Source organism: Chitinophaga sp. (assembly GCF_036566945.1).
Classification (GTDB): domain Bacteria; phylum Bacteroidota; class Bacteroidia; order Chitinophagales; family Chitinophagaceae; genus Chitinophaga.
In genome coordinates this window covers 1-16,022 of record NZ_DATCVJ010000768.1, presented here as the reverse complement: position 1 = coordinate 16,022, position 16,022 = coordinate 1, and the positions used below count along the sequence as shown (strand labels likewise).

Below are 16,022 nucleotides of genomic sequence, written 5' to 3'. Positions count from 1 at the left end.
AATCAGTATAATCCTGAACAAAGACAAAAACTCGCATAATTAAAAAGCCCACCGCTAAGCGATGGGCCTTTTAATTTCTTGCAAGAAAGATATATTATTTGATATAATAATCTCTTACTTAGCTGGAGTTGCAGCAGCAGCAGAATCAACGTGAGCAGCAGAATCAACTGGAGCAGCAGCTGGAGCAGCGTTCATAGTGTCAACAGTTGTAGTTGCAGTAGAATCAGCAGCTGGAGTGCTACCACCGTTACAAGCTACAAAGAACATACCTGCAGCAACAGCGAATACGAATAATTTTTTCATTTTTTGTTTGTTTTATTTTTTAAAACCGCCGCAAAGGTATGCAAATTTTATAAAATACAAAATCCTGTCATATCTTTTTTAGCGAAACGGCTATTTTTGTCTGAAAAATATTTTCAATGGCACACCAGTAAAGTTGAAATTCGTACGGATCTGGTTTTCCAGGTAGTTCCGATACGGTGATTTCACATCATCCGGCAGGTTACAGAAAAAGGCAAATGCCGGCGTATGCGTAGGCAACTGCGTTACGTATTTAATACGGATAGGTGTACCTCTTACTACCGGTGGATGATACGCTTCAATGGCTTTCAAGAGAATTTCGTTCAATACGGAAGTCTGAATTCTGCGTTGACGGTTATCAAATACCTCCAGCGCGGTTTCTATCGCCTTGAAAATACGTTGTTTCTCTGTTACGGAAGTAAAGATGACAGGAACATCGGAGAATGGCGCCAGGCGCTTTTTCAGTTCCTTTTCATAATCTCTGGCTGTGTTGGTGCCCTTTTCCATCATATCCCACTTGTTCACCAGCACGACAATGCCTTTACCTTTGCGGGTAGCCAGACTGAAGATGCTGAGATCCTGCGCAGTAACACCTTTTTCGGCATCCAGCAACAGCATCACTACATCAGACTCATCTACCGCTTTGATAGCACGGATCACAGAATAAAACTCAAGGTCTTCATTTACCTTGTTTTTACGCCGGATACCCGCGGTATCGATAAGCATAAAGTCTTTCTGGAACATGTTGTAACGGGTGTGAATGGTATCACGGGTGGTACCGGCAATATCAGAAACGATATTACGTTCTACACCTACCAGTGCATTCAGCAGGGATGATTTACCCACGTTAGGTTGACCAATGATCGCGATTTTCGGCAAATCATTATCAAGGGTAGCATCTCCCATTTCAGGAGTAATATGTGTAACTACTTCATCCAGCAATTCACCGGTACCGCTACCGGTCATGGAGGAGAGGAAGTAAAGATGTTCAAAACCGAGGCTGTAAAACTCTGTAGCTTCCAGCTGACGTTGATGGTTATCTACTTTGTTGACTACTACAAATACCGGTTTGGAAGTACGGCGCAGAATATTAGCTACGTCCTGATCCAGGTCGGTAATACCTGTAGTTACATCACACATAAAGATGATCAGGTTGGCTTCTTCCATCGCCACTTTCGCCTGCTTGCGGATTTCCCGCTCAAATACATCATCACTGTTGGTTACAAATCCGCCAGTATCAATTACGTTGAAGGTTTTGCCATTCCAGTCGGCAACTCCATATTGTCGATCACGGGTTACACCGCTCTGGTCATCCACGATGGCCTTACGTTGTTCCAATAAACGGTTGAACAACGTTGACTTGCCTACGTTGGGACGGCCCACGATAGCTACTGTAAATCCTGCCATTTTTTTATTATATTTTGTCGTACTAACCTGAATAATATATCCAGGAATTTTCTATAATTAATATCCGTACTCCTTCAGGAACGTATCATTATCACGCCATTTGCCGCGTACTTTCACAAACAGTTCCAGGAATACTTTTCTTTCTATGAATTTTTCAATGTCCTGACGGGCCAATGTGCCTATCTCACGGATCGATTTACCCTTTTCGCCCAAAATGATTCCTTTCTGGGTATCGCGGGTAACAATAATTTCTGCGGTTATTTTTGTCAGTGTATCCTTCTCCTGGAATTGCGTCACAATTACCGTGGTGTGATAAGGAATTTCTTCTTCGAATAACTGGAATATTTTTTCACGGATCATTTCTGCCACGAAAAAGCGTGTAGACTTATCCGTTAGTGTATCGTCAGGATAAAAAGCGTTGGCATTTGGTAAGAGTGCTACGATTTCGGCGAGCAACTCTTTGATACCTTTTTTCTGCATGGCAGACACGGCTACTACAGCAGTGGCTTTGCCCCAGGCCTTTGCCCGTTCAATTAAAACAGCCATTTCCTCTTTGAGGATATTGTCCATTTTATTGATGATCAGGATAATGGGTACTTTCAGTCTGAGGGAGTCAAACATCTCCAGGTTTTCTTCCAGAGAATCTTTGGCATCCATGATCAGCAAAGCCACATCTGCGTCTTCCAGGGCGGACTTAACCGCACCCATCATTTTCTCGTGCAACTTATACTTGGGATCAATAATACCCGGTGTATCAGAAAACACGATCTGATACGCAGGGTCTGTTAATACCCCTGTAATACGATGCCGCGTGGTTTGCACTTTGGGAGATATAATAGCCAGCTTTTCACCGATAATGGCGTTCAGCAATGTGCTTTTCCCCGCATTGGGCTTACCGAAAATATTTACAAAACCTGCTTTGTGCATGATGACAATTAAACGCTGCTTTCACAACTCAAACTTACGGAAATAAAAAAAGCCGAATTTCTTCGGCTCTTAAATCTTTAGATGCTCTTCAGCTCTATTTTTGTAGCGAGGAGCGGATTCGAACCACTGACCTTCGGGTTATGAGCCCGACGAGCTACCTCTGCTCTACCTCGCAATGAGGGTGCAAATATAGGACTATTTTCATTCCCACCAAATCTTTTTAAAAGAAAGACAAAAAGCCAACCATAAATGGTTGGCTTTCATATTGGAATGCTTGATACACTTTTAGAATGGAAGATCGTCAGCGGGCTGTTCCTGTACCGGTTCCGCATCAGGAACAGGGGTTTCTGTTACCGTTGCTGTTCTTTTTTCCTCATCCCTGCGGCTGAGTAACTGCAACGAAAAAACCCTGAGTCTTAAAGCGCCTGACAATGCACCGGTGCTGTTGCTTACATAAGCCTCCACTTTTGGAGCACCTTCTACGTAAACCATGGCACCCTGCGTTAAATATGGTGCTACGTTCCCTTTGTCCCACAAGGAGCAATCTATCCAGGTGGTTCTTTCCTCCAGTATGCCCTGCGCATTTTTAAAACGCTCATTTACCGCTACCGGGAAATTGAAAACGGAGGCCCCGTTGACTTCTTTTTTCACTACATCGCGGCCAAGATGCCCGATTAACTGAAGCTTGATCATCAGAAATAAAGATTTAAATGGTTAAAAATTTATAAAAGATGATTGAGAGAAGTATCCACGGAAATTACGCAAATTTCCTTCTCCCAAAAAATAATTTCTGCTTTTTAATATATACAAGTATACCTTTGTTCTCGCAAAGGCGCAAAGCAGCTAAGAAGCAAAGGACTTTTGTTTTACTTCTATTCTTCTTTCTTTGCTGCTTTGCTGCTCCGCGCCTTTGCGGGAATACATGGGGTGCCTTACTTTCAGGCTGAGATCACACCCAATGAACCTGGACCAGGTAATGCTGGTTAGGAAATGAACGAACAGAAAACAGACATACTTACATGAAACAGCTAATGTTATTAGTGCTGCTATCTATAGCAGGCACTTTACATGCACAATCCCTGGTAACCGGTACTGTCACCAATAAAACCAGCGGCCAACCACTGGAAGGTGTTACCATCGCGATCAACCAAACCGGCGCATTAACCGACAGCAAAGGTCATTACAGCATCCGGCTTCCTAAAAAAGGAAGCTATACATTAACCGCCAGCTTCATTGGTTTTAAATCTTTCAGCACAACGATCAATGCACACAACAATGCCCAACAGGAAGATATTACGCTGGAAACATCTCCCCTCTTTGTAAAACCGGTGGAAATCAGCAGCCTGCGTGCAGGAAAAAATTCACCTTTTGTCAATACCACTATATCGGCGGCCGATATTAAGAAAGAAAACCTGGGCCAGGACCTGCCCATTTTACTCGATCAGCAACCCGGTGTGGTGACTAACTCCGACGCCGGTACCGGCATCGGCTATACCGGCATGCGGGTACGCGGTTCCGATATTACCCGCATCAACGTCACCGTCAACGGCATTCCCGTAAATGATGCGGAATCACAGGGAACTTTCTTTGTGAACATGCCCGACTTTGCCTCTTCTGTCAGCAGCATTCAGCTCCAACGTGGCGTAGGTACTTCCACCAACGGCGCCGGCGCTTTTGGTGCTACCCTTAATCTCAGCACCAACGAATTCAATGAAAAAGCATACGGCGAAATCAGCAACAGCTACGGCTCTTTCAATAGCTGGAAACACACGGTGAAAGCAGGTTCCGGACTGATCAACGATCACTTTACCATCGATGCCCGACTCTCTAAAATTTCATCAGACGGATATATAGACCGCGCCACCTCCGACCTGCGCTCTTTCTATACCTCCGCTGCCTATATTTCCAAAAAGACAGCCATACGGCTAAATGTCTTCTCCGGAAAAGAAAAAACATACCAGGCATGGTATGGTGTACCACAGGCCCTCCTGAATACCGACCGGACGTATAACATGGCAGGCACCGATAAACCTGGCAGCCCTTACGATAATCAAACGGATAACTACCAGCAGGATCATTACCAGCTATTCCTCAACCAGGAAATTAATTCCCACCTGAATTTCAACGTAGCCTTCCACCTTACCCGCGGACGTGGCTACTATGAAAATTACAACGGTTCTCAACCGCTTGCCGATTATGGTATTCCCAGCCACATCAGCGACGGTGCAAAAAGAGATACTGCCGATGTGATTAACCAGCTGTGGTTAGACAACTATTTTTATGGCAGCGTATTTTCTGTGAACCGCAGCGGCGAGAAATTCAACTGGAGCCTCGGTGGCGGCTGGAACAGATACACCGGCGATCACTACGGAAAAGTAATATGGGCAGATACCCAGTTTGAAAAAGACCATGAATACTATCGCTATCCTGCAGCAAAAAATGACTTTAATGTCTACTGGAAAGGAGAATATAAAATCACTTCCGCACTGAGCATTTTTGCGGATATGCAATACCGTAATATCATGTACAACATGGACGGCTTTGAAGCAGCACCTACATACATGCCACATGTGAATTATAATTTCTTCAATCCCAAAGCGGGTATCTCCTACAACATTAACGCTACCAACCGCGTATTTGCGTCTGTGGCCATTGCACATAAAGAACCTAACCGCGGCGATTTTGAAAACAACTATGGCGTAGCCACTCCTCAACCGGAAATACTGCGCGACGTGGAAGCCGGCTATTCCTGGAATAACAGTATTGCGGCCATACAAGGCAATGTATATTACATGAACTACAAAAATCAACTTGTACAAACCGGAGAGCTGACAAATGTAGGTGCCTACGTGCGTACCAATATTCCCAAAAGCTACCGCATGGGTGTTGAAATAAACGGTACCGTAAAACTGGGCAACATGGTGAGCGTGGCTGCCAACGCAGCACTGAGCCAGAATAAAGTACTGGACTACGAGGCCGTTACCTACGACGAGGCATATGAAAAACATACACAGGTATTCAACAAAACAGATATTTCCTTCTCGCCGGCTTTCGTAGGTGGGTTAACGTTATCTGTAAAGCCAGTGAAAAATCTGAACATCGATTTGCTGGGTAAATATGTAAGCCGTCAGTATATGGATAATACGTCTAATAAGGAAGGCAGCCTGGACCCTTATTTCGTGAGCAACCTGCGTATCAACTACGTAGTGCCGCAAACGTTATTCCGTGAACTGGGATTACAGTTCATGCTCAATAATATTTTTGATGCAAAATATGAGCCCAATGGCAGTACTTATTCCGGCTACGATCTGACGAACAATCGCGTGGTGTACGATAATTATTATTACCCAATGGCAGGGATTAATTTCTTTGCAGGGGTTACCATAGGGTTGTAGAAAGCTGAAAGGAGAAAGCAAAAAGTAAAAAGCTATTGAAGCGAATGATCTAAGCGAATATTATTTCCAACGCTGATCATTCGCTTCAATAGCTTTTTGCTTTTCCCTTTCTGCTTTCAGCTTATTTTTCAACGGGCAACAAATGGATACCACGAAGATTCATCACTCCCAAACCTGGTTTGGTTAAAGCTTTCACCAGCACAGTATTCACCCCTTTCTTCGATAATACCACCGTACCCAAATCCCAGTCTTTGTATGCGCCCCAGCTGTTGTCAGTACCCTTTACCACACCAGTGAGTGTAGTATTTCCAGCGGTTACTGCAATCTTTGATCCGGCAGAAGCATCGGTACAGGCGGTACTTAAAATCATTTTGTATTTACCCGGTTGTTTCACATTAATATTCCAGGTAACGGTACCATCCAACGTCATCCAGTTGTAAATGGTAGCCTGTTCGCCTACAGATAAGCCCACTCCATTAGCGAGGATGGCATCACCCGCCACTAAATTATACGTACCATCTGTTTCCGGGTAAATACCCTGCGCAATCAGCGAGGTACCCGTAACATCCAGTTCTATCACCGTAGCAGCATTGTTCCTAAATGCTTTGTTGCTCACATCTATAAACAATCCGCGCTCATCAGTGGCTATTTTTAAAGGAGTATGTGCGGCATCTGCCAGGAAGAAAGCCTGTGGCGTTACACCAGCATCCGGCGCTAATGGTACATGCAGGCGATTATCTGCCGGCCAGTTGAAAATATGCAGGAAGAACTTACCAGGCTTGGTAGTAATACGCCCCCAGTTTACCTTACCAATGGTATTGGCCCTGGAACCATAAATGGCTTCTCCGTTCAAACGCATCCAGTCGCCGATACCATGCATCAATGCTATACTTTTACCGGGAATAGTGCCATCGCCCATAGGGCCTACATTCAACAGGTAGTTACCGCCTTTGGAAACAATGTCTATCATGTTATGCACCAGGTCTTCTTCCGTATGCCATTTCTGGTTATTCTTACTGTACCCCCAGGTACCATTCATGGTCATACAGGATTCCCAGTCCATCCCTTTAAAGCCGGTTTCAGGAATAAATTGTTCGGGCGTTACCAGGTCTCCATTGGCGCGGGTATATTCGCTGTTATGTTCAAAGGCATATAGGCGATTGTTCATAATGATGTTGGGATGATGCTTTTTCACCATGGCTACCAGCGCATTAGCGCCCCATTTTTCGCCTTGTATTTCCATTGAGCTATAATCCCACCAAACCACATCGATAGGTCCGTAATTGGAGAATATCTCCTCCGCCTGCTGATGCATATAAGCTACATACTTTGCATTATCCCGGCCTTCATTTTTTACACCACCGGGTGCCGGCATGCCATGCTCTACATAGGCGTCGGGATGATGCCAGTCTACCAACGAAAAATAAACGCCTACACGTAATCCCTGTTCATGCAGTGCATTTACAATTTCGCGAAACAGATCTCTTCCTGTAACGTCCATGCCGTCGAAGGTGGTAGTTTTACTGTCGTGCAGCGCAAATCCTTCATGATGCCTGCTGGTGAAAATCACGTAGCGGCAGCCGGCATCTTTCGCTGTTTTAGCCCATTCCCGCGCGAAATCTTTTTTGGGTTTAAAGAGTGGAGTTAATTTTTCCGCATATTCCGCGGAGGGTACATTGGCCATATTCTGTATCCATTCCACACAACCGTCATAGTCTTTTCCATTCCATTCTCCTGCCGCTACGCTATAGAGGCCCCAGTGAACAAACATGCCAAAGTGAGCATCTCTGAACCAGCGCATACGGGCGTCCCGGATGGCTTCCGGCTCTGTGGCATTGGCCACCAAACCACTATCTTTTTGTGCATATACCACATTACCTGCCAGGAGCACAGTCCCCAGCAGACACAACTTCCAAAATTGTTTTTTCATTGTTCGCACTGTTTATATTGAATTCAAACTTTCTAATACCCGGGATTTTGAACCATATTAGGATTCGAGGTCAGCTCTACTAATGGAATTGCCCACAGATAATCCCTTGCCGGATTGAATGCCCGTACTTCTACCACCACCGGTTTGCCCGTAGCCGGGTTTACGGCGCCTTCCACAGGTCCTTTCATTACTTTTTCTGCCAGCTTCCAACGGCGGATATCAAAAAGACGTTGCCCTTCAAAGGCCAGTTCTACCTGACGTTCGCGGCGAACCAGTGTTCTTAGTTTTTCGGGCGTATTATATATACTCACATCTACTACGGGCATGCCTGCACGCTGACGGATGGCATTCAGATAAGTAGTTACATCCGGATCATTATGTCTGCCTGTTTCTATCAATGCTTCTACATAATCCAATAATATTTCGGCATAACGGATAATCATAAAATTCATCTGTCCCCCGTCGTATAAACCCTGATCGATCGGATCTACATACTTCTTTACCCAATAGCCACTGGTGGTTGATTGCGTACCTCCAATAACATCTGCACTGTTGTTATCCCAGGGGTTCAGTGTTTTACCACAGAAAGTTTCACCGGGTACAATAACAGTTGCTTTCAGGCGTGGATCCCGGTTGTTTTTATATTCCGGATTGGCCGCATAAATAGCGAAGCTGTCTGGTCCCAGCTCCTGTATGGTTTTCCCCTGCAGCGTTTCATATGCATTTACCAACGCAGCGGTAGGACTGTTACAGGCTTGTCCATTCAGACTTCTGGGAGCACTTCTGAAGAATCCCGCATTTTGTCCTCGGCTTTTGAACAAGATAGCTTCTGTATTACCTATTCCATTGTTGGAAAATAAATGCGCGTAGTTCGTTACATTAGGATCCGGACTGGTATGGAGTCGGTACGCGTTGCCGTCAATTACTTTTTTTGCTGTAATGGCCGCATTGGCATAGTCATTCACCTGCGTGTATAAGATAGTTTGCATCGCATAACAGGCGCCTTTGGTAATGCGATATTGTTCTGACAGATTATATTTATCCGGCAGTCCCGCAGCGGCCTTTTCCAGCTCTGAACTGATAAATTGCACCACTTCTTCCGAAGTATTCCGTTTTACATATTGTTCATTGGCAGACAGGGAATGGTCAATTATGGCAATAGGCCCGTAGAGCATAAAAAGATCCAGGTGATACCAGGCGCGTAGCGCCCGTACTTCTGCAGCCATCCTTTCTTTTTTCTCTGGTTGTGAAGAATAAGCGGTCTGGTAATGTTCTAAAAAACGACAGGTATTGCGGATATAATAATATTCCTTTTGATACATTTCCTGTGTAGACCACGACTGTGCTGTATTTGAATTGGAACCATATGTTTGCCAATCACCAAAATCAGCTCGGAACACGCTTTCATCAGTAGCACCTGAGAGATGAAGCCTGCAGTTAGACATAAAATCATAATTGCTCAGGGTACCACTGGGTAAACCAGTATATAAATCAGCCAGCGCATTGTTAAGATCGCTTTCTACTTTCCACCATTTATCGTCGGTGGTAGCAGTGGGATTGTCGTGGCTCAGGAAATCCTTATTACAGGCGGTAAAACTTGTCAGGAAAACTATTAAACAGGTGTATATTCTGCGATTCATATTACTTGTGTTGAGGAGTTAGAAGGACACGTTAACGCCGAAAATAAAAGTGCGCATAATTGGATAGGTAGTTTCGTTGCCTTTACTTTCCGGATCCAATACTTTAATGCGCGAAAACGTAAATGGATTCTGCGCATTTACATAGCAACGTAACTTTTTGATCCGCCCGGTACGTAGTGGCACTGCATAACCCAGAGAGATATACCTGATTCTTGCAAAAGCAGCGTTTTCCTGCCAGAAATCCGAGGTTTGCACATTATTACCCGGCGAAGGTATTAAACGCGGGAAACGGGCGGTGGTATTCGTTGGCGTCCAGTAGTCCAACTGGTAGGTTTGTGGTGTTCCTCCTTCTACTCCTGTATTAAATGGTATGGCAATACGCCCGGTGTATTTGAGGTACACACTCCCTACCCCTGTCAGCAGTACTTCCAGATCAAAATTTTTCACGCTTAGCGTAAGATTGGTGAAATAGGTAAGATGGGGATCTGTGAAGCCCAGCGTAGTTTTATCGGCATCGGTGATAGCGCCATCTCCATCAATATCCACATAACTGATATCACCGGCTTTTTGTCCGCTCATAGTAGGTACTCCTTTTTGGATATCTGCTTCCTGCAGCAGCCCTTTGCTTTTAAAGCCAAAAAATTCTCCCATTTCCCCCCCTTCCCGGTAAATGTAATCGCCTTCAATAATCCTCGGTTGCGATAACTTCAATATTTTCGACTTATTGTAAGATCCGCCTACACTGATGCCGAACGATGCTTTAGGCGCTATATTACCTTTATAGGTTACCATTACTTCCCATCCTTTATTCACCATGCTTCCTACGTTGGCAGGCCCTTTCAGCAAGCCGGAAGTCAAACTCGGCTGAGGATATAAAATCATATCCGTTGTTTTCTTGTTGTACCAGTCTGCCGTAATATCCAGCTTACTATTAAACAAACTGATGTTGGTGCCTATATCCGTAATAGCCATTTTTTCCCAGGTAATATCCGGATTACCATTAGCGCTTTCCTTGCCGTTACCATTATCTACAGTAGACTGATACAGATACGGACCAATATTATTGTTACCCAGCATACCGTACGATGCCCTTAATTTAAACTGGTTCAGGAAACGGAATTGTTTCATGAACTTTTCTTCAGCCAGGTTCCAGCCCGCTGCGATAGAAGGAAAATATCCCCATTTATGTCCTTCTGCAAAGAGAGATGAACCATCACGGCGAAAGCCGACTTCCATCAGGTATTTATTATCATAACTGTAATAGCCTTTGGCAAAAACAGAGCGCAGTGACACTTCTGTCATAGGACCATAGTTATTCAGTTCCTGTGAATAACCGGCGATGGCATTCAATCTGTGTTTTCCAAAATTTTTCACATAATCCAGGTTACCCCCCAGGTAATAATAACCATTACGGTTATTGGTGACAGCGGATTTATCCTGTGAGAAATTAGCCCCTATCTGATCTTCTGTTTTATAGTCGAAAAACACGTATGTTTCCCGGTTCCTGCTTTCTACACTGTTAGATACCCGATAGCTAAACTGACCTTTTAAATCGAGGCCGGGAATGATGGTCCATTTGGGGCGCAGATTCAGTAATGCTTCATCGCTGAGAAATTCTTTGTAACCGCCCTGTTCCAGGTTGGCCACCGGATTCCAGCTTTGTCCGTAAAGACCGTAATAAGTATAGCCCGGGCGGTCTTCTTTAGCAGGAAATTTGGGGATAACCGTTGGAGGGGCAGTGTACATCCAGCTTAAAATCTGGTTATTACCGGAATAGGTGTCTCTCCGTTGATTACGGTTAATAAACATATCCGTAAAAATGACGATATTCTTACGTAAATCCATACTGGTATTGGCTCTCAAAGACGCACGCTGAAAACCGGCATTCTCAATCATTCCCTGTTGGGAGAGATAGTTGCCCGTAATGGCAAAACGCGCGGTACTGTTTCCTCCAGCCACGGAAAGAAAATGTTCCTGTATGGCAGCCGATTTACGGATTACCTCATCGCTCCAGCGGGTATCCGGGTAGTTGATTGGATCTTCATGAGAAGCCGTTTTTCGAATAGCATCATCAGAGAATCTCGGTTCGCTGCCGGGGTTCTGGTTCTCATTAGCTTCATTCATCATGCGCATATAAGTAGCGGCATCCACGAAATCAGGCATATAGGAAGGGGTTTGTGCGCCTGCATAAGCATTGTATTGCACCACAGGTTTTCCGGCCACGCCTCTTTTAGTAGTGATGATAATGACGCCATTTCCCGCGCGGGCACCATATAAGGAGGCTGCTGCCGCATCTTTCAATACCGTAATACTTTCTACCGTATTGGGGTCCAGCAGGTTCATATCAAATGGCACTCCATCTACCAACACCAGGGGGCCACCTCCAAGAAAAGTCCCTAATCCGCGTATCTTGATAGCCGCCGCATCATCGCCGGGAAGTCCGGAACGTTGGGTCACAAATATACCGGTAGCACCACCCTGTAATGCCTGCGATAGCTGCGTGACCGGCTTACCATTGGCATTATTCATATTGATGGTACTAACGGAACTCGCGAGATGCTTTACCTTTTGCTCCGTAAAACCTGTTACTACCACTTCATTCAGTGCACTTACGTTTTCTGTCAGGGAAACTGTAAGGTTCCTTTGTTCACCGGTAACAATGTATTCCTGTGGTTTATAGCCAATAAAGCTGAATACCAATACTGCATTCCGTTTCGCGGTAATTTCAAAATAGCCATCAGCATCCGTGGTTAATCCGGTGGTGGTACCCTTAATGGCCACCGTTACGCCTGGCAAGCCCACCGGAGGTTCTGCGCGGTTCAGCACACGCCCGTGAAGGCGCACAGTATCCGCTGCGTTGCTGAAAATAATGATGTTACCACCCTTCTCTTTCCAGCCATAATTTTTTGCTGATAACAGGTTATTCAGTGCTTCTTCGAGTGAAACATTATCCAAAGCAATGCTAACCAGTTGGTCGCCATTCACTTTGGCGGCATTGTACACAAAGCGTACACTGGTAGTGCTTTCTATTTTACGTAATACCATCAGCAGCGACTCATGATCTGCTTTCATTGACAACTTCATCTCTTTGAGCTTCTGCCCTTCAGCAACAGCAGCCTTTAAGGTGGCCGCAGTTGTAACAAGCATCGCCACTAACAGCGAGGAGATTCTCATAATTGAAATTACATTTTGGTTGACGACGCGGAACAGCCCTGTATTCCGGGCAATATAATTCCGCGCCCTTTCATTAACATGAAATTGCATAGATTTGTGTGGGTTTTAGATTACTCAATTTTAAACTCAACATGCACCGCCTTGTGGACAAGACAAGGCGGTTTTTATTTTTCAGCAGATCATCATTGTTCGTTGCATCCCGTGCCGTCGATCCATATTATTTTTTTCGTAGTATCCATATTCCAGGTCATATTGTTCACTTCACTTAAAAGACTAAGTTGTTCTTCCAACGACGCACTGTGGTCAAGACTGCCGGTATAAATACAATGTGCCATCGCCGGATTACGGAATGAAAAGGTATAGCCGTGCCATTTACCAAGGATCGTTGTAATATCGCGCAGGTCCTGCTTCTCGAACTGTAGCAGGCCGGTATCCCAGGCATTTACTGTGTTGCTGTCTATTTTCTCCCTCGCTGTCACACCCGCCTCTGGCCTGATGTGCAGACGTTCATTTTTATTCAGTGTAGCCATCACCGTTACATCGCTGTTCACCTGCACCCTTCCGGCTACTACGGTAACAGTGATGTTGTCTTTTTTATAGGCTTTCACACAAAATGCTGTTCCTAATACCCGTGTAGTCAGGTTTCCTGATCTTACAAGAAAAGATTTACCTGGCTGCGGTACTACGTCGAAATAGGCTTCTCCCTCCAGGTCAACTTCCCTGTTCCGGCCACTAAATCCTGCCGCATAGGTAATTGTACTCCCTGCATTCAACCATACGGTACTCCCATCCGGCAATACAATGTAACGAGGTACCGAACCCGCTTTCACCACCTGATTGGTGTTGCCAGACGGCAACCGCCATACGCCCAATGTCACTGCGGCCGCTATTAATACGGCCGCCACGGCCACCGCCCAACGCTTCCACGTTCTACGCCGGATATCAAATACCTGCCGGTTCACCGCATCTACCTGTGCGATCCCCGACAACCTTGCACTCAGGAGATGCTTCAGTTCCGTCTGTTCCGCTGCCGCTGCTGTAGTACCCGCTTCCAGCCAGTCATCCGCATGTTCAAAAGAGGCATACCATTGCTCCACCCATCTCTTTTCCGCCTCAGATGCTTCTCTATCCAGGTATTTTTCAATCAGGATTAACAACTGATCTTTATCCATTAATTAGCTTTGCTTTATATACTTATCGAACAATGCAACCGTTACCGCCATCTCTCTTAAAAAAAATTTATCACCTTCTTTTATTATTAAACCGAGTATATTAGCAATACTTAAACCAGGGTCTATCATTAATAAAGCCAACGCATATACGGAGAAAGAGCTGTTCCAGCTATTGCTGCAAGGCGAGGAATGGGCATTTGATGCGATCTATGCACAATACGCTATACCCCTGCTGAACGCCGCGTATAAACGGCTAAAATCAAAAGAAGAAGCAAAAGAAGTAGTGCAGGAAGTATTCATTAGCCTGTTCATTAATAAATCAGCTATCCGGCATACAGAAAACCTGGGAGGATATCTCCACAATACTTTACGCTATAAAATACTCGATATTATCCGCGCAGATCTGCGTCATGCGACACACCGCGAACAGATAGGCCGTCAGCAGGAACCTTTTGACCAGATTGAACATCAACTGGAAAATAAGGAGCTGGAAATAAGACTGCAACGCTGTATACATGCATTGCCCGATAAATGCCGGGAAGCTTTTTTGCTGAGCAGGTATGAGCATCTCTCCTATAAAGCAATTGCGGAACAACTGAATATTTCGGTAAATACCGTAGAGAAACATATTGGAAAAGCACTGCGTATATTACGTGTGCAACTGGGAGAAAATGGATTGTTATTACTGTTGTTGCTATTGGGTATCCAATAGCCAACATAAAAAATCCCGGCAACGCAAGGCTACCGGGACTTCCGAAAAAATATATTCAGACTATTATCAGCTATTCAGCAATTGCTCCAGCGCTTTATCCACCGATTCAAAAGGAAAACCTTTTATCACTGCATCCATCTGCGCGGCAATCTGTTCCGTACATAAATTACCGATACTACCCGCATGTGTATGCGCTACGGCTTTCTCCGGGGAGAAAGTACCGTTTTCTATATCCATCCCTACCTGCTTATAAGCTTCACGGAATGGAGTGCCCTGTAATACCAGGTTATTCACTACTTCCACACTGAAGAGATATTGATACTTACTATCATCCAGTATATTTTCCTTGATGCGGATATTTTCCAGCATCAGACGACTCATACGGATACAGTCTTTCAGCGTTTGAAATGCAGGGAATAAATTTTCTTTCAACAGCTGCAGATCACGGTGGTAGCCGGAAGGCAGGTTGGTGATCATCATAGCAATTTCATTGGGCAATGCCTGCAGCTTATTACCATGTGAGCGGATCAGTTCCCATACATCCGGATTCTTTTTATGCGGCATGATGCTCGAACCAGTGGTCAGTTCATCAGGGAAACTGATAAACCCGAAATTCTGATTCATAAATAAACACGCATCCATGGCCATTTTAGCAATGGTAGAGGCGATACCTGCCAGTGCAAAAGAAACTATTTTTTCCGTTTTACCACGGCCCATTTGCGCATATACTACGTTGTAGTTCAGCGTGTCAAAACCCAGCAATGCAGTAGTCAACTCACGGTCAAGGGGGAACGAAGAACCATAGCCTGCAGCAGAGCCAAGCGGATTTTTATTCACCACTTTATAGGCGCCCTGTAACATGGTCAGATCATCTACCAGGCTTTCTGCATAAGCACCAAACCATAATCCGAAAGAGGATGGCATTGCGATTTGCAGATGGGTATAACCGGGGATCAGGTGTGCTTTGTATTTTTCGCTTTGTTGCTGTAACAGGTGAAACAGTGCCAGCACTTCTTCTACCATTGTTTGCAACTCGTGACGCAAGTAGAGCTTCAGATCTACTAACACCTGGTCGTTCCGGGAACGGCCACTGTGGATCTTCTTGCCTACTTCACCCAGACGGCGGGTCAGCAATAATTCTACCTGTGAGTGAATATCTTCTACGCCATCTTCCAGCTTAAAATCACCGGCTTGTATTTCCTCGTAGATCTTTTTCAGTTCCTGTTTTAACACAGTCAGTTCGACCGCTTCCAGCAATCCAATACTTTGCAGCATGGTGATGTGCGCCATAGAGCCCAGCACGTCGAACGGCGCCAGGAAAGCATCCATCTCACGGTCCTTTCCAACGGTGAACTGTTCCACCGC

At 45.0% G+C, this 16,022-nt stretch carries 11 protein-coding genes and 1 tRNA gene; 2 read left to right on the top strand and 10 right to left on the bottom strand.

The genetic code is table 11. From position 1 onward, the window contains the following. Positions 1-114: 114 nt before the first annotated feature. The 5 genes from VIP81_RS23180 to VIP81_RS23160 all read right to left on the bottom strand — a co-directional run bounded on the left by VIP81_RS23180 (position 115) and on the right by VIP81_RS23160 (position 3,327). Positions 115-303 carry a hypothetical protein gene (locus VIP81_RS23180; RefSeq protein WP_331966981.1) on the bottom strand — a complete coding sequence of 63 codons (189 nt, stop codon included), beginning with the start codon at positions 301-303 and terminating at the stop codon, positions 115-117. A 90-nt stretch (positions 304-393) separates the two neighbouring features. Then, entirely contained in the window at positions 394-1,707 is a 1,314-nt protein-coding gene (der, locus tag VIP81_RS23175; RefSeq protein WP_331966978.1) for a ribosome biogenesis GTPase Der, read from the bottom strand. A gap of 57 nt (positions 1,708-1,764) precedes the next feature. Continuing rightward, positions 1,765-2,634 (bottom strand): GTPase Era, encoded by an 870-nt coding sequence (gene era, locus VIP81_RS23170; protein WP_331966976.1) that lies wholly within the window; start codon positions 2,632-2,634, stop codon positions 1,765-1,767. A gap of 103 nt (positions 2,635-2,737) precedes the next feature. After that, positions 2,738-2,809 (bottom strand) — tRNA-Met (locus VIP81_RS23165). 110 nt (positions 2,810-2,919) lie between these two features. Further along, positions 2,920-3,327: a single-stranded DNA-binding protein gene (locus VIP81_RS23160; RefSeq protein WP_331966974.1), complete on the bottom strand. Its 408-nt coding sequence runs from the start codon at positions 3,325-3,327 to the stop codon at positions 2,920-2,922. 326 nt (positions 3,328-3,653) lie between these two features. On the opposite strand from VIP81_RS23160, the gene VIP81_RS23155 reads away from it, so the two are divergent. Continuing rightward, the gene (locus VIP81_RS23155; RefSeq protein ID WP_331966972.1) at positions 3,654-6,029 is read left to right on the top strand and encodes a TonB-dependent receptor; all 2,376 of its coding nucleotides are present in this window, start codon (positions 3,654-3,656) and stop codon (positions 6,027-6,029) included. Between the two features lie 121 nt (positions 6,030-6,150). On the opposite strand, the gene VIP81_RS23150 is transcribed toward VIP81_RS23155, so the two are convergent. The 4 genes from VIP81_RS23150 to VIP81_RS23135 form a co-directional block, all read right to left on the bottom strand. Beyond that, the gene (locus tag VIP81_RS23150; RefSeq protein WP_331966970.1) at positions 6,151-7,959 is read right to left on the bottom strand and encodes an alpha-L-fucosidase; all 1,809 of its coding nucleotides are present in this window, start codon (positions 7,957-7,959) and stop codon (positions 6,151-6,153) included. Between the two features lie 32 nt (positions 7,960-7,991). After that, a complete protein-coding gene (locus VIP81_RS23145; RefSeq protein WP_331966967.1) occupies positions 7,992-9,599 on the bottom strand; it encodes a RagB/SusD family nutrient uptake outer membrane protein in 1,608 nt (535 codons plus the stop codon). A gap of 18 nt (positions 9,600-9,617) precedes the next feature. Continuing rightward, complete coding sequence (locus tag VIP81_RS23140) at positions 9,618-12,773, bottom strand: TonB-dependent receptor (RefSeq protein WP_331966965.1); 3,156 nt, start codon at positions 12,771-12,773, stop codon at positions 9,618-9,620. A 182-nt stretch (positions 12,774-12,955) separates the two neighbouring features. Then, positions 12,956-13,945, bottom strand: a complete 990-nt coding sequence (locus tag VIP81_RS23135) for a FecR family protein (RefSeq protein ID WP_331966963.1) — start codon at positions 13,943-13,945, stop codon at positions 12,956-12,958. 172 nt (positions 13,946-14,117) lie between these two features. Here VIP81_RS23135 and VIP81_RS23130 point away from each other — a divergent pair, with 172 nt between their 5' ends. After that, on the top strand, positions 14,118-14,657 hold the full coding sequence (locus VIP81_RS23130) for an RNA polymerase sigma-70 factor (RefSeq protein WP_331966961.1): 540 nt from the start codon (positions 14,118-14,120) through the stop codon (positions 14,655-14,657). Positions 14,658-14,723: 66 nt separating this feature from the next. On the opposite strand, the gene argH is transcribed toward VIP81_RS23130, so the two are convergent. Continuing rightward, positions 14,724-16,019 (bottom strand): argininosuccinate lyase, encoded by a 1,296-nt coding sequence (gene argH, locus VIP81_RS23125; protein ID WP_331966983.1) that lies wholly within the window; start codon positions 16,017-16,019, stop codon positions 14,724-14,726. Between the last annotated feature and the right edge of the window lie 3 nt (positions 16,020-16,022).